Source organism: Streptomyces sp. SID12488, from assembly GCF_010548275.1.
Classification (GTDB): Bacteria; Actinomycetota; Actinomycetes; order Streptomycetales; family Streptomycetaceae; genus Streptomyces.
Genome location: NZ_JAAGLT010000001.1, coordinates 78,361 through 98,114, shown reverse-complemented (window position 1 = coordinate 98,114; position 19,754 = coordinate 78,361). Strand labels below are relative to the sequence as shown.

The window sequence follows — 19,754 nt, the reverse complement described above, 5'->3', positions numbered from 1 at the left end:
AGGGCGGCGGAATGGAATTGTCATGTACGCGCGATGTAGCCTTGGCGGTCGTTCGTTGCCGTACCGCGAGGTGGTCGGGTGCCGGATTGTCGACATGTCGTTCGGAATGTCGGTCGGCATCGCGGTCCACGTGTGCGTCGGCACGCCTGGGCGCCCGAGGGTGACGCCCGCCAGCACCAGGGCCAGGCCGCACAGTTGCTGGTTTGTCAGTACTTCGCCGGCGAGTACCGTGCCGAACAGCACGCACGTGACCGCCCTCACCGGACCCGGACGGGAACTCATCGACCGGGCGTTCACCGACCACACGCGCAACGAGCGGCGGCTGCTGGATCTCCTGCCGCCCGCCGAGGCCTCGGCGCTCGAAACGCTGCTGACGGCGTGGCTCTCCCGCATGGAGTATCCGGGCCCCACCGGTGGCGACTGACCCCGACGCGCATGCCTACGAGCAGTCGGCGCCGGATGGCCGGAACCCTGCGGTGCGTGGGCGCGGATCTTCACAACTCTGTTGTGGAGAAAGCGAGTTCACCTACGTTGGTGCCTGATGATCACCATCACGTCACAGGAGGCTCTGCTGTGTTAGACGACGACCCCACCCCTTCGGTCGAACCCATCCCCTCGGTCAGCACCGGCACCGGCACCGGCGCACGGGCACGAGCGCACATCGACACCTCCAAGCCGCACTCGGCCCGCTTCTGGAACTACTTCGTCGGCGGCAAGGACAACTACGAGGTCGACCGGGAGATCGGGGACCAGATCAAGGGGATCTTCCCCGGTCTCGTCGATGTCGCCGTCACCAGCCGGCACTTCCTGGGACGCGCCGTCCGCTACCTGGCCGACGAGCAGGGCGTACGTCAGTTCCTGGACGTCGGCACCGGGCTGCCGACCGCCGACAACACCCACGAGGTCGCACAGCGCGCCGCCCCGGACGCCCGGATCGTGTACGTCGACAACGACCCCGTCGTGCTCGCCCACGCGGACGCCCTGCTCGGCAGCACCCCCGAGGGCCGGACCGTCTATCTGAACGCCGATCTGTACACCCCCGAGGCCATCCTCGAAGCGGCGGCCGACACCCTCGACCTCTCCCGGCCGGTCGCCCTGATGATCCTCAACACGCTCGGCCACGTCGCCGACCACGACCAGGCGCGTGACCTGGTGAGCCGGCTGATGGCGGGCCTGCCGTCGGGCAGCCATCTGGTGGTCAGCGACTCCACCGCCACCAGCGAGGGCATGATCGCCGCGTCGAAGGCCTACAACGCGAGCGGCGCCGTGCCGTACTACGTGCGGAGCGTCGCGGAGATCGCCGCCTTCTTCGACGGCCTCGACCTGGTGGAGCCGGGCGTGGTCCAGGTACCCGAGTGGCGCCCTGACCTCCGGGGCCCGGCCGGTTCCGCCGCGTCCGTCGACGCCTACTGTGGAGTGGGCCGCAAGCCCTGACGTGCCGATGCAGATACAGAACCAGAGCCTGGAACTGGCCATGAGGGCCGATCCGGCGCAGCCTGGGACGCGTATCCGGATCCGGACACGTATCCGGGTACGCGTCCGGACGCGTACCCGTGTCCGCCGGAACCGCCGGACTCGTCGCTCATGGAGGTAACCCGAACATGCCGGGCTGGAACACGCAGGACATCCCCGACCAGAGCGGTCGCATCGCCGTCGTCACCGGTGCCAACAGTGGTCTCGGGTACGTCACCGCGCGGGAGTTGGCGCGCAAGGGGGCGCGGGTGGTGCTCGCGTGCCGGAGCGAGGCACGCGGGAACGAGGCGGTCGGGCGGCTGCTGGCCGAAGTGCCGGACGCCATCGCCGAGTTCTGGCCGCTCGACCTCGGAGACCTGGGCTCCGTACGGGAGTTCGCGGACGAGCTTCCGTACGAGCGGCTCGATCTCCTCGTCAACAACGCGGGTGTGATGGCGCTGCCGTACGGGACGACGGCGGACGGGTTCGAGACGCAGTTCGGGGTCAACCACCTCGGGCACTTCGCGCTCACCGGGCTGCTGTTCCCGACCCTGCTCGGCACGCCCGGCGCCCGGATCGTGAACCTCTCCAGCGGTGCCCACGCACTCGGCAACATCGACATCGACGACCTCAACAGCGAGTGCAAATACCGGCGTTGGACCGCGTACGGGCGTTCCAAGACGGCCAACCTGCTCTTCACCCACGAGCTGGCGCGCAAGCTGGCCGCGACCCGTTCCGGGGTCGTGGTCGCCGCCGCGCACCCCGGGTACGCCGCCACCAACCTCCAGACGGCCGCGCCGAAGATGCAGGGCCGCAAGGGTGCCGAGCGGTTCATGGAGTTCGGCAACCGGGTCTTCGCCCAGTCCGCCGAGGCGGGCGCCCTGCCCACGCTCTACGCGGCCACCGCACCGGACGTACGGCCCGACGCGTTCGTCGGGCCGTCCTTCCTGGGCTGGCGTGGCTCGCCCGCCAAGTCCTGGCGGGCTTCCTGGACGCTCAACGACCGTGCGGGGGACCGGCTTTGGGTCGCCTCCGAGCAGCTCACCGGGGTGACGTACGAGGGCCTGAAGTCATGAAGAACGTGAGCGGCGCCCCGGCCGGTAGTGGGCTGGGGCGCCGCTCACGAGCAGCATCGGTCGGGGGTGGGTCAGGCGGCGGCGCGCACCTCGTACGCCTGCACGGCCACCGTCTCGTCGTCGAGGCAGCGGCCCGACTCCAGGTCGAAGCGCTGCTTCAGGAGCGGGGAGGCGACGTACGGGCGGCCCTGGTGGGTGCCGGTCAGGCCGCGGGAGAGGACCGCCGCGCCGCCGAACGGGTCACGGTTGTCGATGGCGTAGAGACTGCCCGCGCGGTCGCGGAAGATGGCCGCCTGCCGGCCGTCGGGCAGCAGGGCCGCCACGCCGCGGCCTGGCAGCAGGAGGCTCAGGTCGCAGACCGTGAACCAGTCGTCGGCGCTGTCGGCGCTGTCGGCGAGGCGAAGTTGGATCTTCAGGTCGGTCGTCTCGGGTGCCAGGGTCATCGCTGGGCGCTTCCTTCCAGGACGTCATCGGCGGGGCGCAGGCCGATGGACAGCAGCGGCAGGTCGGGCTTGATCTGGTCGCGCTCGGGGACGAAGCCGACGACCGGGTCGGGGGTGTCCGGCGCGTTCACGAAGGACACGAACCGGGCGAGTTTCTCGGGGTCGTTGATGGTGTCGGCCCACTCGTCGCGGTAGTGGGCGACATGCGCGGTCATCAGCGACTCCAGCTCCTCGCAGATACCGAGGGAGTCCTCCACGACCACGTCCCGTACGTGGTCCAGGCCGCCGGGGATCCGCTCCAGCCAGGTCGACGTACGCTCCAGCCGGTCCGCCGTGCGGATGTAGAACATCAGGAACCGGTCGATCAGCTTGATCAGTTCGGCGTCGTTCAGATCCTGGGCCAGCAGGTCCGCGTGGCGCGGAGTGGCGCCGCCGTTGCCGCCGACGTACAGGTTCCAGCCGCCCGAGGTGGCGATGATGCCGAAGTCCTTGGACTGGGCCTCGGCGCACTCACGCGCACAGCCCGACACCGCCGACTTCAGCTTGTGCGGCGACCTGAGGCCCCGGTAGCGCAACTCCAGGTCGATCGCCATCCGGACCGAGTCCTGGACGCCGTAACGGCACCAGGTCTGACCGACGCAGGACTTCACCGTGCGGAGGGACTTGCCGTAGGCGTGCCCGGACTCGAAGCCGGCGTCCACCAACCGGGTCCAGATCAGCGGGAGTTGTTCGACGCGCGCGCCGAACATGTCGATCCGCTGACCGCCGGTGATCTTCGTGTAGAGGCCGAAGTCGCGGGCGATCTCGCCGATGACGATCAGGCCCTCCGGGGTGATCTCACCGCCGGGGATGCGCGGGACGACCGAGTACGAGCCGTTCTTCTGCAGGTTGGCGAGGAAGTGGTCGTTGGTCTCCTGCAGTGCCGCCTGCTCGCCGTCGAGGACGTAGCCGCTCGCGCCGATGGTCGGGGCGAGGGAGGCGATGATCGAGGCGACCGCCGGCTTGCAGACGTCGCAGCCGTCACCGCCCCTGGCGTTGTCGCGGCCGTAGCGGTCGAGCAGGTCCTGGTAGGTGTTGACGCGCAGGGCGAGGACGATCTCGTACAGCTCCTCGCGGGTCTGCGAGAAGCAGCCGCACAGGCCCTTGTCGACGACGACACCGCTCGCCTCCAGCTCGGCGGTGACGAGCTGGCCGAGGACCTTGACGCAACTGCCGCACGTCGTACCGGCCTTCGTGCACTTCTTGACCTCGGGCACGGTGGTGCAGTTGTGCTCGGTGACCGCGCCACGGATCGTGCCCTTGGTGACGTTGTTGCAGGAGCAGATGATCGCGCTGTCCGGCAACGCGGTCGGGCCGAGCTGGACCTGGCCGCCGGCACCGGCCGGGAGCACAAGGGACTCGGGGGAGACCGGCGGGACCGTACCGGTGAACGCGCGCAGGGTGCCGTAGGCCTCCGCGTCGCCGACGAGGATGCCGCCGAGCAGGGTGCCGTCGCGGCCGATGACGAGCTTCTTGTACAGACCCGAGCGGGAGTCGGAGTAGACGACGTCCAGGCAGTCCTCGGTGGCGCCGTGCGCGTCGCCGAAGGACGCCACGTCGACGCCGAGCAGCTTCAGCTTGGTGGAGAGGTCGGCGCCGGTGAACGTCAACTGCTCGGCCTCGTCCGCGGCGATGGCGGCGGCGGCGGTCTCCGCCTGCTCGTAACCGGGGGCGACCAGGCCGTACACCCGGCCGTCGGAGGCCAGCGCGCACTCGCCGATCGCGAAGACGTGCGGGTCGTTGACCGTACGGCACCGCTCGTCGACCGCGATGCCGCCCCGCTCGCCGACGGAAAGGCCGCAGTCCCGGGCGAGTTGGTCCCTCGGCCGGACACCGGCGCTGAACACCACCAGGTCGGCGGCGAGTTCGGAACCGTCGGACAGCTTCATGCCGGTGACCGCGCCGTCCTCGTCGACGACGATCTCCTGGGTGCCGACGCCCGTGTGGACGGACAGGCCCATGTCCTCGATGGTGCGCAGCAGGGCCGCGCCGCCGCCGTCGTCGACCTGCACCGGCATCAGACGCGGCGCGAACTCGACGATGTGGGAGGTGAGTCCGAGACCCTTCAGCGCGCCGGCCGCCTCTAGTCCGAGCAGACCACCGCCGACCACGGCACCGGTCGTACGGGTACTCGCGTACTCCTCGATCGCGAGGAGGTCCTCGATGGTGCGGTAGACGAAGCAGCCCTTGGCGTCCTTGTTGGGGACCGGCGGCACGAAGGGGTAGGAGCCGGTGGCGAGGACCAGGACGTCGTAGTCGACGACCAGACCCGAGCGGGAGGTCACCCGCTTCGCCTCGCGGTCGATGGTCTCCGCCGGGTCGCCGATGTGCAGCTCGATGCCCTCCTTCTCGATGAACGCCATGTCGGTCATCGAGAGGTCCTCGGGCGTCTTGCCCGAGAAGTACGAGGTCAGCGCCACGCGGTCGTATGCCGGACGCGGCTCCTCGCACAGCACGACCACGCGGTGCGCGGCGGTCAGGTTGCGCTCGGCGAGGGCTTCGAGGAAGCGCTGGCCGACCATTCCGTGGCCGACGAGGACGATCGTGGGGGTGGTCGTGGGGGTGGCCCCATCAGCGGCGGTCATTAGGAGCCTCCATCGTTGGTGAGCAGGTGGAGCAACGGGCCGCCGTCAGTGGGGAGCGGCTCTGCTCCCTCCCAGGCGCGCGCGAGGGCGCCGACGGTGCCGAGTTCGCCGACGAGCACCCCGCCGACCAGCCGGTCGTCGCGGACGACGACCTTGCGATACGTGCCCCGGGTGGCGTCGGCGAGCTGGATGACGTCGTCGCCGGGGCGGGGGGTCGGCTCGCCGAAGGCGGCGAGATCGAAGGGGTTGCCGGTGTCGGCGGTGAAGTCGGTGAGGGTGAGCCGGGTGAGGGCACGGGTGCCGGTGTAACGGGCGCCGGAATCACCCGACGCGCCCGGCTCGCCCGACTCGCTCGCAATCAACTCGGCCAGGACTTCGGCCTGTTCGAGGGCGGGGGTGGCAAGCCCGTAGATCGTTCCCTGGTGCTGTGCGCAGTCCCCGAGGGCCCGGATGTGCGGGTCGGAGGTACGCAGTTCGTCGTCGACGAGGATGCCCTTGTGCACGGCGAGTCCCGCGTCACGCGCGAGCCCTACCCGGGGGTGGACTCCGCAGGCCAGTACGACGAGGTCGGCGTCGAGAGCGTAGTGGTCGGCCAGTTCGACCGAGCGGACCCTGCCGCCCACGCAGCGCACGTTCCGTACGCGGCACTCGGTGTGCACCTCGACACCCAGATCGGTGAGGTGCCGCAACACCAACGCCGAGGCGCCCGGGTCTAGTTGGCGTTCCATCAGCCGTTCGGCCTGTTGGGCGAGAACGACCTGCGCCCCGCGTACGGCGAGGGCGCGGGCGGCGGACACACCGAGGAGCCCGCCACCGATGACGACGACCCGCGCCCCCGGACGTACGTCCTTGGACAGCCCGAGACAGTCGTCCATCGTGCGGAACGCGTGGACGCCCGAGGGGAGTTCGTGATCCGCGGTGAACAGCCCACGCAGGGGCGGGAGTACGGGGTTGGAGCCCGTCGCCAGCACCAGCGTGTCGTATGCGATCACCGACCCGTCGGAGCAGTGCACGGTCCGGTCGGCGCGGTCGATGTGCTCGGCGCGGGCCCGGACCAGCCGGTCCGGCGTCGGCAGGGCGATCACGTCGGGGCCGTACCGCCCGGCGAGAACCTCGGCGAGCAGCACCCTGTTGTACGGGCGGTGCTCCTCCTCGCCGACGAGCACGACGTCCGACGCGGACAGGCCGAGCTCGCCGAGCCGCCGGGCGAGCCGGACGCCCGCGAGCCCGGCGCCGATCACCACCACACGCGTATTCGAGGTCATGTACTGCAGCGTGCGTTGCCGGTGTTACCCGGCGGCATCACGTCTGTTTCCCGGGAGGCACGCTTCCCTCAGCGGAAGCCGGAAGAGGGTGTGAGGGTTCCGGAGGGGCGAGGCGGGCGGCTGTGAGGTGCGGGTCCCGGCCGGAAGCTTCCCCGTGTCCTGGGCCTGCGGATGCGCCACCTAAAATCGCGATCATGCCCGACATATCGCTGCCCATGATCGTCGCCCTCTGTGTCGCCGCCCTCGCGGCCGGCTGGATCGACGCCGTCGTGGGCGGCGGCGGCCTGCTCATGATGCCCGTACTGCTGCTGGGGCTCCCGGACACGTCCTCGGTGGCGCAGTACGCGCTCGGCACCAACAAGGCCATGGCGATCGTCGGCACCACGGGCGCGGCAGTGACGTATACACGCAAGGCGCCGGTGGACGTACGTCTGGCGGTACGCATCGGGCTGGCGGCGGTCGCCGGCTCGACGGCCGGGGCGTTCGTCGCGGCAGGCATGAGCACGGACACGCTGAAGCCGGTCATCATGGTCGTCCTGCTCGGCGTGGGCGCCTTCGTGATCTTCAAGCCCGCCTTCGGTACGGCTCCGGCGACCACCCCGGTCTCCGCGCGCCGCGTCCTGGCCGCGATCGGACTCGCGGGTCTGGGCATCGGCTTCTACGACGGCCTCATCGGCCCCGGCACGGGCACGTTCCTCGTCCTCGCGCTGACCGCGCTGCTCCACCTCGACCTGGTGACCGCCTCCGCCACCGCCAAGATCGTCAACTGCTGCACCAACGCGGGCGCCCTCGCGATCTTCGCCTGGCAGGGCACGGTGTACTGGCAGCTGGGCGCGCTCCTGGCCGCGTTCAACCTGGCCGGGGGGATGGTGGGGGCGCATACGGCACTGAAGAAGGGGAGCGGGTTCGTACGGGTGGTGCTGCTGGTGGTGGTGTTCACGCTGGTGGCGAATCTGGCGTACCAGCAGTGGCTGGCGTAGTGGCGCTCGGGCGGTGCCCAACGGGTGCTCAAGCGGTGCCCGATGGGTGGCGGTCGCTGCCGCTGAGGTGGGCGAAGACAACCACGTTGCCCTCGTACCCGGTCCGGGGTGAGTAGCCGCCGCCGCAGGTGATGACGCGCAGCTCGGGGCGGGGCGCGGCGCCGTACACCTTCTCGTCCGGGAAGTGGTCCTTGTCGTACACCTCGACGGCGTCGACGGTGAAGCGAGCGGTGCTCCCGTCGAGCCGCTCGACCTCGATCGCGCCGCCCTTCTCCAGGGCGCCGAGGCGGTAGAAGACGGAGGGCCCGTCGGCGTTGTCGACATGCCCGGCAACGATGGCGGTGCCCGTCTCGCCGGGCGCCGTACCGGCCTCGTACCAGCCGGCCAGGTCCTCACGCTCGGCGGGCGGTACGTCCAGGCTGCCGGTGGGGGTGAGGCCGAGGCCCATCAGCGGGGCGTCCACGCGGATGTCGGGGATGCGGATGCGGAGGGGCGGGGAGGCCGGGAGTGCGGGGGACACCGGTACGGCGGACTCCGGGTGGGTGGGCCGCGTTCGGGCCTGGGCGGCGGACGGCTGCGGCGGGGCATGGGTCTCGCCGCCGCTGCGCACCAGCCAGGCGCCGGAGCAGAGGGCGGTGACGGTGGCGACGGCTATGACGAGATTGGTGAATCTGCGCACGAGGACCTCCGACCTCCTGGACGCCCCTGTTCCACCCTGATGTCTCACCCTGAAGTGCCTTGTGTCCTTGCGTCCTTGTGCTCTTGTGTCCCTTTTCATTCCTGTGTTTCTGATGGTTTGTCCTGGCCCCCCTCCGGGCCACGAGGGGCGTCGGGCCCGGAGGGGAGGGGACGTGCGGTACCGGCGGACGGACGGCGGAGGACGTCCGTCAGATCCTGTCGCCTCTCGCCCGGCGATGCAGGAGCCAGGTACCGCCCGCGGCGGCGACGGCGAGAGCCGCCACGCCGGCCGCGGTCCGCACGGGGTCGGGACCGAGCGCGCCACCGACCCCCGTCTTCACACTCCCCCTGGGCTGCACCGGGGGACGCACGGGCGGCCGGGTCGAGGTGAGCGTGACAACCAGATCGCCACTGACCCGCCGACCGTTCCCTTTCCCGTGCCCGTCACACTGGGCGACGATCTCGTACGTCCCCGGCTGCGCGCCCGGCGGCACCCGGAACCGCCCGACGGCGACCTCCTTGTGCGTCCCGGGCGCGAGAACGAAGGCCCCGGCGCCCACCGCACTGGCATCCCCGGCGGCGGTACCGCCCGCTCCGCAGGCCGTGGTGTTGACGGTGACCTGGGAGCCGGGGGTGACGGTCGCCGGGTACACCTCAAGGGAACCGCCGGTGCCCGCGTGAGCGGGCCCGGCGAGGGCGACGGCGAGCGCGGTACCGGTCAGCAGACGGGCGGCGGCGGTACGTCGCATCGGGCTTGCTCCTCCGAGAGCTCGCGAACGGGGTGGTCTGGTACCGAGGTAAGTGGCAGGGACCCGGACGCGCTCTCTGAGGACCCGTCAGAAATACGGTGAACGGGTGGCCGGAGGCTGCGGGAAACGACCGGCGCGTCGACATTCGGGCAGGTCATCGACGTACGACTGGCGTGTCGCGAAAAGAACCGGATGGATGGGGACCGGGGGTGTGAACGGGTGACCGGGGCGGAGGCGAATGAAGGGCTTGACCTCAAGGAAGCTTGAGGTATGAGGCTGTACCGCATGCAGACACACACTGAATCCAGTGAACGCAGCGACTCTGTCGAGCCCGTACGGGTGACCGTCGTCGTCGGGAGCAACCGGGAGGGCCGTTTCGGGCCGGTGGTGGCCGACTGGCTGCTGAACCGGATGGCGAAGCGCGACGACCTGGTGGCGGAGGTCGTGGACGTCGCGGCCACGGCACTCCCGACGACGTTCGCGACCGACGAGGACGCGAAGGCCCAGCTGGCGACGGTCACCCCGAAGCTGGCGTCGGCGGACGCGTTCATCGTCCTGACCCCCGAGTACAACCACTCCTACCCGGCCGGCCTCAAGAACCTCATCGACTGGCACTACACGGAGTGGCAGGCCAAGCCGGTCGCCTTCGTCTCGTACGGCGGAGTCTCGGGAGGCCTCCGCGCGGTCGAACACCTCCGCCAGGTCTTCGCGGAACTCCACGCGACGACGGTCCGGGACACGGTGTCGTTCCACAACGCGGGCGCGTCGTTCGACGAGGAGGGGCAACTGAGGGACCCGTCGGGACCGGACGCGGCGGCGATGACGATGCTGGGCCAAGTGGTTTGGTGGGGACGGACGTTGAGGGAGGGACGGGCGACTCGGGCGTACGGGGGGTAGCGCGCACGGGGACCCGACTCGCCGGCGCTCTTACTCGGGCCGTGAGGGCTCCTCCCGTGTCCGGGCCTGGTGTCGGCGGGCCTTGAGCCGGTTCCCGCAGGTCTTCATCGAGCACCACCGTGCGGTGTTGGCGCGACTGCGGTCCAGAAGGAAGAGGCGGCAGTCGGGGTTCTCGCACGGTCGCAGACGGCCGGGCATGCGCTCTTTCACGTCCGCCCACGCGAGCACGAGTTCGACGGCGAGCCTGCGCTCCGGTGGCACCTCCAAGTGCCACTCGATGCCCGACGCGCTGGGCTGCGGGACCTTGTGAACGCCCGCGAGGACCCGGCTCAGACGGGGCTCCGCCGCCGTGCCCGTCTCCACCGCCTGGAGCGCGTCCCGGGTGGTGCGCAGCCACCCGCGCTCCTCGTCGCCGCCGAGACCCCCGTGCTCCCGCGCCCACCTGTCCACCTCGTGGTCGTCACGCCACAGGTCCTGGCGTCGGCCATCCGCAACGGGGGTGCTGTTGAGGGCCTGCATCAGGGCTTGGTCGTTCAGCACGAACCCTGCCTCCCATCTAACTCCATCAAGTGGTTTGACAGGTTACTCCAGAGGCGGTCTACTGAACGACGACGACAGGTAACCATCAAAAGATGTTGAAGGGGTTAGTCATGGTTGAGGTCCGCCACCAGTACGCGACCGTGCGGGGACATCGCGTCTTCTACCGCGAGGCAGGATCCCGCGAGGCGCCCACGCTCGTACTCCTGCACGGATTCCCCTCCAGCTCGCGCATGTTCCGTCACCTGATTCCGGCGCTGGCCGATCGATTCCACGTCATCGCCCCCGACCACCTGGGCTTCGGCAACTCCGACGTCCCGCCCGTGGACGCGTTCACCTACACCTTCGACTCCCTGACCGACGTCACCGAAGCCCTCCTGGCCCAGCTCGACATCACCCGCTACGCCGTGTACGTCCAGGACTACGGCGCGCCCATCGGCTGGCGGCTGGCCCTGCGCACGCCGGACGCGGTCACCGCGGTGATCACGCAGAACGGCAACGCCTACAAGGACGGCTTCGTACCGGATTTCTGGAAGCACGTATGGGCGTACTGCGAGAATCCGGGCCCCGAGACCGAACCCGCCGCCCGCGCCGCCCTCTCCCTCGACGCCATCCGCTGGCAGTACCTGAACGGAGTGGACCGGCCCGAGCTGGTCGACCCCGACACCTGGGCCGCCGACCACCGCGAGGTCAACCGGCCGGGCCTCGACCTCGTGCAACTCGCGCTGTTTCGCGACTACGCCAGCAATCCACCGCTCTACCCCCAGGTGCACGCCTACTTCCGGGAACGCCAGGTTCCTCTCCTCGCGGTCTGGGGCGCGGGCGACGAGATCTTCGGCCCGGACGGAGCACGCGCCTTCGCAAGGGACCTGCCGGACGCGGAGATCCACCTGGTTCCCGGAGGTGGACACTTCCTCCTCGAAAGCCACCTGGACACAGTGGCCGGGTACATTCGCGGGTTCCTGACGACCGTCACAGAATCACCGGCGTGAAGCCCGTGAAGAGCTCCCGGGGCGGGTGAACGGGCTCTTCAAGGCCAAGGCCAAGGTCCAGCCGGCGTTGTGGGTCCAGGGAACGCCGCCATAAGGTCACCTGCATGTCTTTACGTCTTCGTATGCGGCAGGCACTTCCGGAAGCGATGCGCGCCCGTGACAAGGTCGCGGTGAGCGCCCTGCGGGCAACACTCGGTGCACTGGACAACGCGGAGGCGGTGCCCGTGGGCGAAGCCGAACTCCGCGGGGTGGCCCTTGAGTTGTCACCGGTCGGCGCCGGCACCACCGAAGCGGCGCGGCGCGAACTGAGCGAGCGCGACGCGGAGGATGTCGTACGCGCAGAGGTCGCCGAACGGCTGGACGTCGCGGCGCAGTTGACCGCACCCGCGCACGCCGACCGGGCCGCGCGACTCCGCGCGGAGGCCGCCGTACTGCTTCGCTTCCTCGACGGTCCCGGCGCCGCATAGGAAATGGCGTGGCTCATTCAGGGGTGCGATTTATGAGCGGCTGACCAACGGACCTGCTTTCGCCGCCCCCATGGGCGTCAGCCGGTAGGGAAACTGTCCGCGCCGAGGACGTTCAGCAGGGCCAGCTTGTCGTAGCTGTCGGTGCCGGGCGTCGCGGTGAAGACGAGCAGGGACTGCGACTGGTCGGGATCATGCAGGTTCTGGCAGAACAGGTCGAGACGCCCGACCTGGGGGTGGACAAACCGTTTGGCGTGGCTCCAGGACAGGCCGACCTCCTGCTGGTCCCACAGCGACGCGAACTCCGTGCTTTGGCGCAGCAGGATCGCCACGAGACGGGCGGCCTGCGACCGGGGCCCTTCTCGCGTGGACGCTGCCCGCAGGATCGCGACGTGCACACGGCTGCTGAGACGGTGGTCGTCGGGGAGGTACAGCCTGCGGGCGGTCGGATCGGTGAACCAGCGGTAGGAGGCACTGCGGGCTTCCCCGGTGTAGTGGGTCTGTTCGCCGAGCAGGGCCACGGCAGGAGGCGTCTGCAGCAGTGTCTCGCCGAGGGGACCCATGACCTGTGCCGGGGTGTCCTGCAGCCGGTCCAGGATGCGCATCAGCCCTGGGTTGACGTGCTCGGTGTGCAGGTGCCGACTCGGTGTGCGGTGCCCGCACAGGAGAAACAGGTGATCGCGCTCGTCCGGGGTGAAGCGCAGCCCACGGGCGATGGCTGCCGCCATCTGCTGTGAGGGCTGCGGCCCGCTGCCACGTTCCAGGCGGGCGAAGTAGTCGGCCGACATGTCGCACAGTTCGGCCACTTCCTCCCGTCGCAGCCCGCTGGCACGCCGACGCGATCCGCGGCGCAGTCCCACATCCTCCGGTTGCAGCGCCTCCCGCCGGGCACGCAGGAAGGCGCCCAGCGACGCGCGGTCCACCGTCTGCTCCATGGGCCTCCCTCCAGAGGTCACGTGCGGTCCGGACTCCGGTCGGGGCCGCCGTACACCGCCATCGTCGCAGCCGCGAGCGGCCTCAACCACTGACTGCGAGTCAGTGGTTGAGCGGGCCCTTCATCCGCGCGGCCGGGTGCCGTCCACTGGTCGTTGTGGAACGACGCAACGCGTTCCGCGAAGACGCGACAACGCACTCCGCGACGGCGCAACGCGTTCCGCCACGACCGGGAAGGGCGCCGGGAACTCCTTCACCCAGCGTGTCCCTTCCCGACCTTGCCGCACTCGACGCACGGCCACGACCTGGCCGGCTGCGTCATGACGCCCGCCGACTGGCAGGCCGACCTCCCCTCCCTCCACTGACCCTTCACCTCACCTCACCACCAACCGCAGCCGGAGAAACCCCATGAATCCCACAGGCAACACCGTCCTCGTCGCCGGAGCGACCTCCGGCATCGGCCTCGGCCTCGCGCTGCGGCTGCACACGGCAGGCAACCGGGTCATCGTCTCCGGACGCCGCGAGGACAGGCTGGCGCAGATCGTCGCGGAGAACCCCGGCGTCGAGTCCGTCGTGCTCGACACCACCGACCCGGTCGCCGTCCAGGACGTCACCGCGCAACTGGTGCAACGCTTTCCCGACCTGAACGTCCTGGTCGCGATGGCCGGCATCATGCTGCCGGAGGACCTGCACAACAGTGGCTTCCTCGCCACGGCGGAAGCGACCGTGGCAACCAACTTCCTCGGCCCCGTCCGCCTCATCGCAGCCCTGACCGAGCACCTCGCCACCCGGCCGCAGGCGACGATCATGACAGTCTCCTCCGGGCTGGCATTCGTCCCCCTGCCGATCGCCCCGACCTACAACGCGACCAAGGCCGCCATCCACTCCTTCACCGAAAGCCTGCGCGTCCAGCTGGCCGACACGGCCATCGAGGTCCTGGAACTGGTGCCCCCGGCGGTGCGCACCGCCTTGATGGGACAGGAGGAGTCGGACAACGCCATGCCCCTCGACGCCTTCCTCGACGAGGTCATGGACATCCTCGGCTCCAACGACCGACCGAACGAGATCCTCGTCAAGGCGGTCGAGCCCCTGCGATTCGCCGAGGCTCGCGGCCAGTACGCCGACGTGCTGCACATGCTGTCCAGCCACTGACGAACTGCGTCCGGCTACGCGGCGGGATCCGCCCACCGCGTAGCCGGACACAGCCTTTCGGTACGGAGGACACTCGGGTCCTCGGGTCCTCGGGTCCTCGGGTCCTCGGGTCCTCCGGCCACAGGGCCGCAACGAGCCCGCAACGGGTCGGCGGCGGCGACGCGGTTCGACTCGGATCGTCCCTACCATCCGGTGTACAGGGGTACGAATAGCGACCCCGGGTCAGGGGGCGCTGTGAAGTCGACAGTTTCGTGGCTGTTGGTCCGGCGCATCGTCGCCGCTTCCGCTGCCTGCGTCGCCCTGGCCACAACCTCGGGGTGCACGACTGCCGTTGACGCCGTCACCGGCATCTCGGTGACCGACGGCGGTCAGCTGGTCGGCGTCATCATGGTCTGCGGACATCACATCGACGGTGCGACGCTCTACGTGGACGGCGGCGACGCCGACAGCGAGGTGACCGTCGGTTCATGGACCGCAGCCCGGCCCCTCAAGTCCGGCCTCGCCACCTGGACCCTCGACGCGCCCGCCGCCGACTGGACCGCGACCACATCTCTCAAACCGCTCACGGCCAAGACCAGTTACACGCTCTACGGCTGGACCAAGGACAACTCGTCGTCGGCAAGCAGCGTCGACTTCACCCTGACCGACCGGGACGGGCTCACATCGGGAATGGTCCGCTACGAGGGCGCCGAATCCGTGGTCACCGTCCCGGTGGCGGAGTTCAAGACCAGTGCCTGCGAGGACAGTTAACGAATTCGGTCGTCTGCGACGGCGGCTTGGAACGTCTCCCAGGCGGTGGGGTGGAGGCGGAGGGACGGGCTCGTCGGGGTCTTGGAGTCGCGTATCGCGATGGTGGCGGGGATGTTGGTGGCTACCTCGACGCACTCGTCCTTGGCGTCGCTGTAGCTGGACTTGAGGTACTGGAAATCGGGCACGGCTCAGAGTTCCTTGCTGAGGTTGTGGAGAAAGCGAAGGGATTCTCGTTCGTTCAGCGAGCGAGCAGAGATCAGCTCGAACAGTTCATGGTGGGCTGTGGCTCCTTCTCCGCCCTCGACCCACGTCTGCCCGAAGGCGGCTTCGGAGTAGACGACATCCATGGCTCCCGGTTCGGCGAAGGAGATGATGTTGAACGCGCCGTTCAGGCCTTGGTGTGTACCCCCGCCGAACGGGAAGACCTGGATGATGACGTTCTGCCGGTCGGTCATCTTCGCCAGATGGTCGAGTTGTCCACGGGCCGTTTCGACTCCGCCGGGAAAGTTGCGCAGCACGGCTTCGTAGAGCACCACCCTTAGCCTGAGCGGTGGTTCATGGGTCAGACGCTGCTGCCGCGCGAGCCGTGAGGCAATGAACTCCTCGTCGGGGTCCCTGCGTTCGGCTGCTCGCGAGGCGCTGACCTGAGTGGCTCTCAACGCGCGTACGTATTCGGGTGTTTGCAGTAGGCCAGGGATGTAGGCGGGCTGCCATGCCCTGATGGTCGTTGCCGCGTTCTCCAGTGCAACGTACTCCTGCATGGTGCCGAGCGTGACGTAGTCGTCCCACCAGCCGCTTGCCTTGCGTCGCTCGCGGTCGATCCTCGCCAGCTCCAACAGGCCGCCCACGGTCTTGAGGTCATGGACCCCATACAACTCGCACAGCGCCCGGATGTCCGGGTCGCGAACGGGAACCCAACCGCCCTCCATCTTCGCGACCTTGGTCGTGGACGCGGTGAGTGCCTTGCCCGCCTGGGTCTGGTTGAGGCCGGCTGCTATGCGCAACTTCGTGAGTTCGCCGCCGAGTCGGCGTCCCAGGACGGTGGATGTGCTGTAGCCCTGCGTCGGCTGGCGTGCGGTCACGTCGGTGCTCCTCCTGGCGTTTGTGCGCGGCCAGTCTGACGTGCTGTCACAAGGCATCGCAAACTCGATCGGAGGAATTCCTCCGAGAGTAACTTGCGGACTCATCGAGCCGTCTCTACCGTCGGTGACGAACCGACCGCAGAGTGGCGCCAGTTAATCCACGGCGCAGCTCCCCCCTGCCCGAAAGCGACCCCCATGACCAAGGAAGACCCCCTCCGATACGACCGCCTCGACTACACGCCCCTCCCCAAGAGCGTCACCCTCGCCCGTCACCGAGCCCACCGTCTCCTCACCCACTGGGGGCACCCCGAACTCGCCCCCGACACCGCCCTGTTGGTCTCCGAGCTCGGCGGAAACGCCGTACTGCACGGGTGTCTCCGCGACCGTCTCTTCCGGGTCGAGCTCGCCCTCACGGACCGCGCCGTGCGAGTCGGCGTCTCCGACCCGCGAGGTGAGTTACTGCCACGCCAACGCAAAGCCACGCCCGACGAGATGTTCGGACGGGGACTGCTGATCGTCGATGCCGTCGCCGACCGCTGGGGCGTGACCGAACTGACCGTCGGCAAGCTCGTCTGGTGCGAGCTGGACGTCGTACGCGGCGCGGATCAGGCGACGAACCAGCAGGAATCGCACCCTCTGCCTGTCACTGCCGCTGCCCCTGTATCCGCCACCGCCCCCGCACGAAACCGTCAGCGACACCCTGCGGCAAGATGGGTTTCATGAGCATCGTAAAGATCAACGTACTCACCGTTCCCGAAGAGCAGCGCGAGGTGCTGGAGAAGCGGTTCGCGTCGCGGGTCGGTGCTGTCGAGGGGTCGGACGGGTTCGAGTGGTTCGAGCTGCTGCGGCCGGTCGAGGGCACCGACAGCTACCTGGTGTACACGCGGTGGCGCAGCGAAGAGGACTTCCAGGCCTGGATGGCGGGCCCGATGCAGTCGGCGCACCGCCCCGCGTCCCCGGGCGGGGAGCAGCCCAAGCCCGCCGCGTCCGGGTCGACGCTCTGGTCCTTCGAGGTCGTCCAGCAGGCAGCACCCAAGCAGGGCTGAGCCCGCCATTGCGGCGCGCCGAGCCGCAGTAGCCGTCTTCGGCGCGCCGTAATGGACCGCGTTTCAGCGGGGGCCCGATCGACGTTGCCCTGAAGAATCTCAGCTTGCGGCGCCGTCGGCCGTCGGTCAGGGCGAGCGCCGCGCAGCCGATTGCGTTTGGGTAACTCATCAAGTCAGATACTTGCACTTGATGTTAAGTGTTGAACTCCCTAGCGTTCTCGGCATGAACCTCACCGTCCTCGCGGCCTCCGGCCGGACCGGAATCGCCCTCACCCGACAGGCGCTACGACGTGGTCACACCGTGACCGCCATCGCGCGTGATCCCGAGCGGATCGCCCTGCCCGACTCCCCGAACCTGCGGAAGGTGGCGGGCGACGTGAACGACGCGGCCAGTATCGCCGCCGTCGTGGACGGGGATTCCGTGGTCCTTTCCGCGCTCGGCACGGACCGGGCCGGGATTCTCCTGACCGGCGCCCGGGCCGTCGTCGCCGCCGGCCCGCGGCGCGTCATCTGGCTCGGTGCCTACGGCACGGGCAAGTCGGCCGAAGCGGCGGGGGAGGGTGCGGGCGTGCTCGCCAAGGTGCTGGGCGACCGGCTCGCGGACAAGGTCGAAGCCGACGGCACCGTTCTCGCGGCCGGAGGCACGGTCTTCCACGCCGGGATGCTCGCTGACGGGGCGGAAAGCCCCCGTCGGCGCACGGTCGGTCTGGAGGCCGGGCCTCCCTTCGACCTCGGTGCGAAGGTCAGCCGGGAAACCGTCGCCGCGGCGATGCTCGACGAAGCCGAGGCGCCCGGCTTTCCCGGTGCCGTGGCCCTGCCGTTGGCGGAGTAGGGGAGTAGAGGAGCAGGGGAGTGGTCAGCCGGCGGCGATCTCCTCGAACGACGCCCGGACCTGCTCGCGGAGCCAGGCGTGGGCGGGGTCGGAATCGTAGCGCTGGTGCCAGTTGCAACTGATCGTCGCTGCCGGGGACTCGATCGGCATCGGCCGGGCGAGGAGCCCGAACGCCTCGATGAGCGGGCGGCCGAGGATCGCCGTGCAGGTGACCAGTGCGTCGCCGCGGGCGGCGATCTGCAGAGCGGCGGACACCGTTGCCACCGCCGCGACCACCCGGCGCCGCAGGCCTTCGGCGGCCAGCATCTCGTCGATCGGGGCGGTGAGGCGGCCACGCCGGGAGATCACCACATGTGGCTGCGCCGCGTAGGACGCCAGGTCGAGTCCGGCGGCACAGGGGTGGCCCGCGCGCATCGCCACGACGAGCCGATCGTCACCGAGCGGCTCGGACCGGAACTCGGGCAGACGGGGCCTCCCGCCGCCGATTTCCAGATCGACGCGGCCGTGTCGCAGGTCGTCGGTGTCGACGGAGTTCTCCGCCAGCACCCGCAACTGCACCCCGGAAGCCCGCTGCTGGATCCTCTCGACCAGTACCGGTACCAGTGACGCGGCTGCCGCGTCGTGACACTGGATCGTGAAGGTGCGATCCAGTTCGGCCAGGTCCAACTCGCGGGTCGGCGAGAGCACTTCCTGCGCTTGCCTGACCAGCCGGTGCACGTCCTCCCGTACCGACAGCGCGTACGGGGTGGGGGTCATCGAGTGGCCGGTGCGCACCAGGATGTCGTCCCCGGTGACGGTACGAAGCCGGCCGAGGGTGCGGCTGACCGCAGGCGAGGACAGGTGCAGCCGCTCGGCCGCGCCCATCACGCTGCCTTCTTCGAGCAGGGCGTTCAGCACGGTCAGCAGATTCAAGTCCAATTGCATAAGAGTAAATCTTAACAAGACATAGATTCATTTCGATCAACTCCAGGAGCGTCCCATGAGTCAGGAACTGCTTGCCGCCACCGTCGCCGCCGTCCGCCACGCCGGCGCCCGGATGATGACGCGCTATTCCACCGAGTCCCGTCAGCCCGGGCTCTCCGAACTGCTCGCGAACCTCCAGGCCAATGACGCGGCCGTTGTCGACACGTTGCGCCCGGCGTTGACCGAGGCCCTGCCGAGCGCGGGCTGGCTCAACGACGAACACGGATCGGGACCGCTGGCCATGGGCGAGTGGTGGCTCATCGACCCGGTCGGTGGCAACGTCAACGCCGTGCACGGCATGCCCGACTGGAACATCGGCGTGAGCCTCGTCCGTGACGGCCGCCCGGTGCTGGCGGTGGTCTACTTCCCGGCCCTGGACGAGATGTTCACCGCGACCGAGGGCGGCGGGGCGTTTCTCAACGGTGTACGGCTGCGGGTCTCGGTCAAGACGTCGTTGGACGGCGCACTGGCCGGGACCGGCCAGGCCAAGCCGGGTCATGACCCCGAGCTCGCCAAGCGGATGGGCTCCGCCTTCAGCGCGATGACGAACGCCGCCCTTTATGTGCGGATCTCCGTACCGGTGACCCAACATCTCGCCCAAGTCGCCGCAGGCCGGATGGACCTGCACTGGCAGTTCGACAACGTCCGGTCCCACGCGGCAGGTGTGCTCCTTGTCCAGGAGGCCGGCGGCGTCGTCACCGATTTCGAGGGCAAACCGTGGGAACTGGCCGGCCAGAGCTACCTCGCCGCCGCGCCGGGTGTGCACGCCGCCGCGCTGGAAGTACTCAACGCCTGAGGGGAGTCCGGATCCACCTTCCGTGGTGGCCCGTCAGACGGCC

General features: G+C 69.4%; 22 protein-coding genes and 1 pseudogene. 13 read left to right on the top strand and 10 right to left on the bottom strand.

Annotated elements, in window-relative coordinates:
- Positions 1-247: 247 nt before the first annotated feature.
- From G3I56_RS00475 to G3I56_RS00465, 3 genes and pseudogenes are all read left to right on the top strand, one after another.
- Positions 248-424, top strand: a pseudogene (locus G3I56_RS00475) (MarR family transcriptional regulator); the annotation flags it as partial.
- Positions 425-609: 185 nt separating this feature from the next.
- Positions 610-1,434: an SAM-dependent methyltransferase gene (locus tag G3I56_RS00470; protein ID WP_343239852.1), complete on the top strand. Its 825-nt coding sequence runs from the start codon at positions 610-612 to the stop codon at positions 1,432-1,434.
- Positions 1,435-1,601: 167 nt separating this feature from the next.
- Complete coding sequence (locus tag G3I56_RS00465) at positions 1,602-2,528, top strand: oxidoreductase (protein WP_164406393.1); 927 nt, start codon at positions 1,602-1,604, stop codon at positions 2,526-2,528.
- Positions 2,529-2,599: 71 nt separating this feature from the next.
- On the opposite strand, the gene nirD is transcribed toward G3I56_RS00465, so the two are convergent.
- The 3 genes from nirD to G3I56_RS00450 are packed head-to-tail and all read right to left on the bottom strand — an operon-like array spanning position 2,600 to position 6,860.
- Positions 2,600-2,971, bottom strand: coding sequence for a nitrite reductase small subunit NirD (gene nirD / locus G3I56_RS00460; RefSeq protein ID WP_164406392.1), 372 nt, complete (start codon positions 2,969-2,971; stop codon positions 2,600-2,602).
- The gene (nirB, locus tag G3I56_RS00455) at positions 2,968-5,595 is read right to left on the bottom strand and encodes a nitrite reductase large subunit NirB (RefSeq protein WP_164406391.1); all 2,628 of its coding nucleotides are present in this window, start codon (positions 5,593-5,595) and stop codon (positions 2,968-2,970) included. The genes nirD and nirB overlap by 4 nt, the downstream gene beginning before the upstream one ends.
- Positions 5,595-6,860 (bottom strand): FAD-dependent oxidoreductase, encoded by a 1,266-nt coding sequence (locus tag G3I56_RS00450; protein ID WP_164406389.1) that lies wholly within the window; start codon positions 6,858-6,860, stop codon positions 5,595-5,597. The genes nirB and G3I56_RS00450 overlap by 1 nt, the downstream gene beginning before the upstream one ends.
- Positions 6,861-7,054: 194 nt before the next feature.
- Between G3I56_RS00450 and G3I56_RS00445 the strand changes: the two genes are divergently transcribed.
- Entirely contained in the window at positions 7,055-7,840 is a 786-nt protein-coding gene (locus G3I56_RS00445) for a TSUP family transporter (protein WP_164406387.1), read from the top strand.
- A 28-nt stretch (positions 7,841-7,868) separates the two neighbouring features.
- On the opposite strand, the gene G3I56_RS00440 is transcribed toward G3I56_RS00445, so the two are convergent.
- Together G3I56_RS00440 and G3I56_RS00435 are read right to left on the bottom strand one after the other, a co-directional pair.
- Positions 7,869-8,519, bottom strand: a complete 651-nt coding sequence (locus G3I56_RS00440) for a class F sortase (protein WP_343239823.1) — start codon at positions 8,517-8,519, stop codon at positions 7,869-7,871.
- A 208-nt stretch (positions 8,520-8,727) separates the two neighbouring features.
- The gene (locus G3I56_RS00435; RefSeq protein WP_164406384.1) at positions 8,728-9,267 is read right to left on the bottom strand and encodes a hypothetical protein; all 540 of its coding nucleotides are present in this window, start codon (positions 9,265-9,267) and stop codon (positions 8,728-8,730) included.
- A gap of 285 nt (positions 9,268-9,552) precedes the next feature.
- Here G3I56_RS00435 and G3I56_RS00430 point away from each other — a divergent pair, with 285 nt between their 5' ends.
- Entirely contained in the window at positions 9,553-10,164 is a 612-nt protein-coding gene (locus tag G3I56_RS00430; RefSeq protein WP_164406382.1) for an NAD(P)H-dependent oxidoreductase, read from the top strand.
- A gap of 30 nt (positions 10,165-10,194) precedes the next feature.
- Here the strand turns inward: G3I56_RS00430 and G3I56_RS00425 are convergent, their stop codons facing one another.
- Positions 10,195-10,704, bottom strand: a complete 510-nt coding sequence (locus G3I56_RS00425; protein WP_164406380.1) for a CGNR zinc finger domain-containing protein — start codon at positions 10,702-10,704, stop codon at positions 10,195-10,197.
- A 110-nt stretch (positions 10,705-10,814) separates the two neighbouring features.
- On the opposite strand from G3I56_RS00425, the gene G3I56_RS00420 reads away from it, so the two are divergent.
- Both G3I56_RS00420 and G3I56_RS00415 read left to right on the top strand, forming a co-directional pair.
- Positions 10,815-11,693: an alpha/beta hydrolase gene (locus tag G3I56_RS00420; RefSeq protein ID WP_164406378.1), complete on the top strand. Its 879-nt coding sequence runs from the start codon at positions 10,815-10,817 to the stop codon at positions 11,691-11,693.
- Positions 11,694-11,839: 146 nt separating this feature from the next.
- A complete protein-coding gene (locus G3I56_RS00415; RefSeq protein WP_164407178.1) occupies positions 11,840-12,160 on the top strand; it encodes a hypothetical protein in 321 nt (106 codons plus the stop codon).
- Between the two features lie 77 nt (positions 12,161-12,237).
- On the opposite strand, the gene G3I56_RS00410 is transcribed toward G3I56_RS00415, so the two are convergent.
- Positions 12,238-13,092: a helix-turn-helix transcriptional regulator gene (locus G3I56_RS00410; protein ID WP_164406377.1), complete on the bottom strand. Its 855-nt coding sequence runs from the start codon at positions 13,090-13,092 to the stop codon at positions 12,238-12,240.
- A 406-nt stretch (positions 13,093-13,498) separates the two neighbouring features.
- Between G3I56_RS00410 and G3I56_RS00405 the strand changes: the two genes are divergently transcribed.
- Together G3I56_RS00405 and G3I56_RS00400 are read left to right on the top strand one after the other, a co-directional pair.
- On the top strand, positions 13,499-14,242 hold the full coding sequence (locus G3I56_RS00405) for an SDR family NAD(P)-dependent oxidoreductase (protein WP_164406375.1): 744 nt from the start codon (positions 13,499-13,501) through the stop codon (positions 14,240-14,242).
- A 234-nt stretch (positions 14,243-14,476) separates the two neighbouring features.
- Complete coding sequence (locus tag G3I56_RS00400) at positions 14,477-14,992, top strand: hypothetical protein (protein ID WP_239134618.1); 516 nt, start codon at positions 14,477-14,479, stop codon at positions 14,990-14,992.
- Here G3I56_RS00400 and G3I56_RS00395 read toward each other — a convergent pair.
- Positions 14,989-15,177, bottom strand: coding sequence for a DUF397 domain-containing protein (locus tag G3I56_RS00395; protein ID WP_164406373.1), 189 nt, complete (start codon positions 15,175-15,177; stop codon positions 14,989-14,991). The two genes, G3I56_RS00400 and G3I56_RS00395, sit on opposite strands and share 4 nt — an antisense overlap.
- Before the next feature lie 3 nt (positions 15,178-15,180).
- Complete coding sequence (locus tag G3I56_RS00390; RefSeq protein WP_343239822.1) at positions 15,181-16,074, bottom strand: helix-turn-helix transcriptional regulator; 894 nt, start codon at positions 16,072-16,074, stop codon at positions 15,181-15,183.
- 195 nt (positions 16,075-16,269) lie between these two features.
- Here G3I56_RS00390 and G3I56_RS00385 point away from each other — a divergent pair, with 195 nt between their 5' ends.
- From G3I56_RS00385 to G3I56_RS00375, 3 genes are all read left to right on the top strand, one after another.
- A complete protein-coding gene (locus G3I56_RS00385; protein ID WP_239134617.1) occupies positions 16,270-16,797 on the top strand; it encodes an ATP-binding protein in 528 nt (175 codons plus the stop codon).
- Complete coding sequence (locus tag G3I56_RS00380; RefSeq protein ID WP_164406372.1) at positions 16,794-17,120, top strand: antibiotic biosynthesis monooxygenase; 327 nt, start codon at positions 16,794-16,796, stop codon at positions 17,118-17,120. Before G3I56_RS00385 ends, G3I56_RS00380 begins: the two co-directional genes overlap by 4 nt.
- 223 nt (positions 17,121-17,343) lie before the next feature.
- The gene (locus G3I56_RS00375; RefSeq protein ID WP_164406370.1) at positions 17,344-17,952 is read left to right on the top strand and encodes an NAD(P)-binding oxidoreductase; all 609 of its coding nucleotides are present in this window, start codon (positions 17,344-17,346) and stop codon (positions 17,950-17,952) included.
- 24 nt (positions 17,953-17,976) lie between these two features.
- Here G3I56_RS00375 and G3I56_RS00370 read toward each other — a convergent pair whose 3' ends face one another.
- On the bottom strand, positions 17,977-18,876 hold the full coding sequence (locus G3I56_RS00370) for a LysR family transcriptional regulator (RefSeq protein WP_164406368.1): 900 nt from the start codon (positions 18,874-18,876) through the stop codon (positions 17,977-17,979).
- Between the two features lie 55 nt (positions 18,877-18,931).
- Between G3I56_RS00370 and G3I56_RS00365 the strand changes: the two genes are divergently transcribed.
- On the top strand, positions 18,932-19,711 hold the full coding sequence (locus tag G3I56_RS00365; protein ID WP_164406366.1) for an inositol monophosphatase family protein: 780 nt from the start codon (positions 18,932-18,934) through the stop codon (positions 19,709-19,711).
- Positions 19,712-19,754 lie beyond the last annotated feature (43 nt).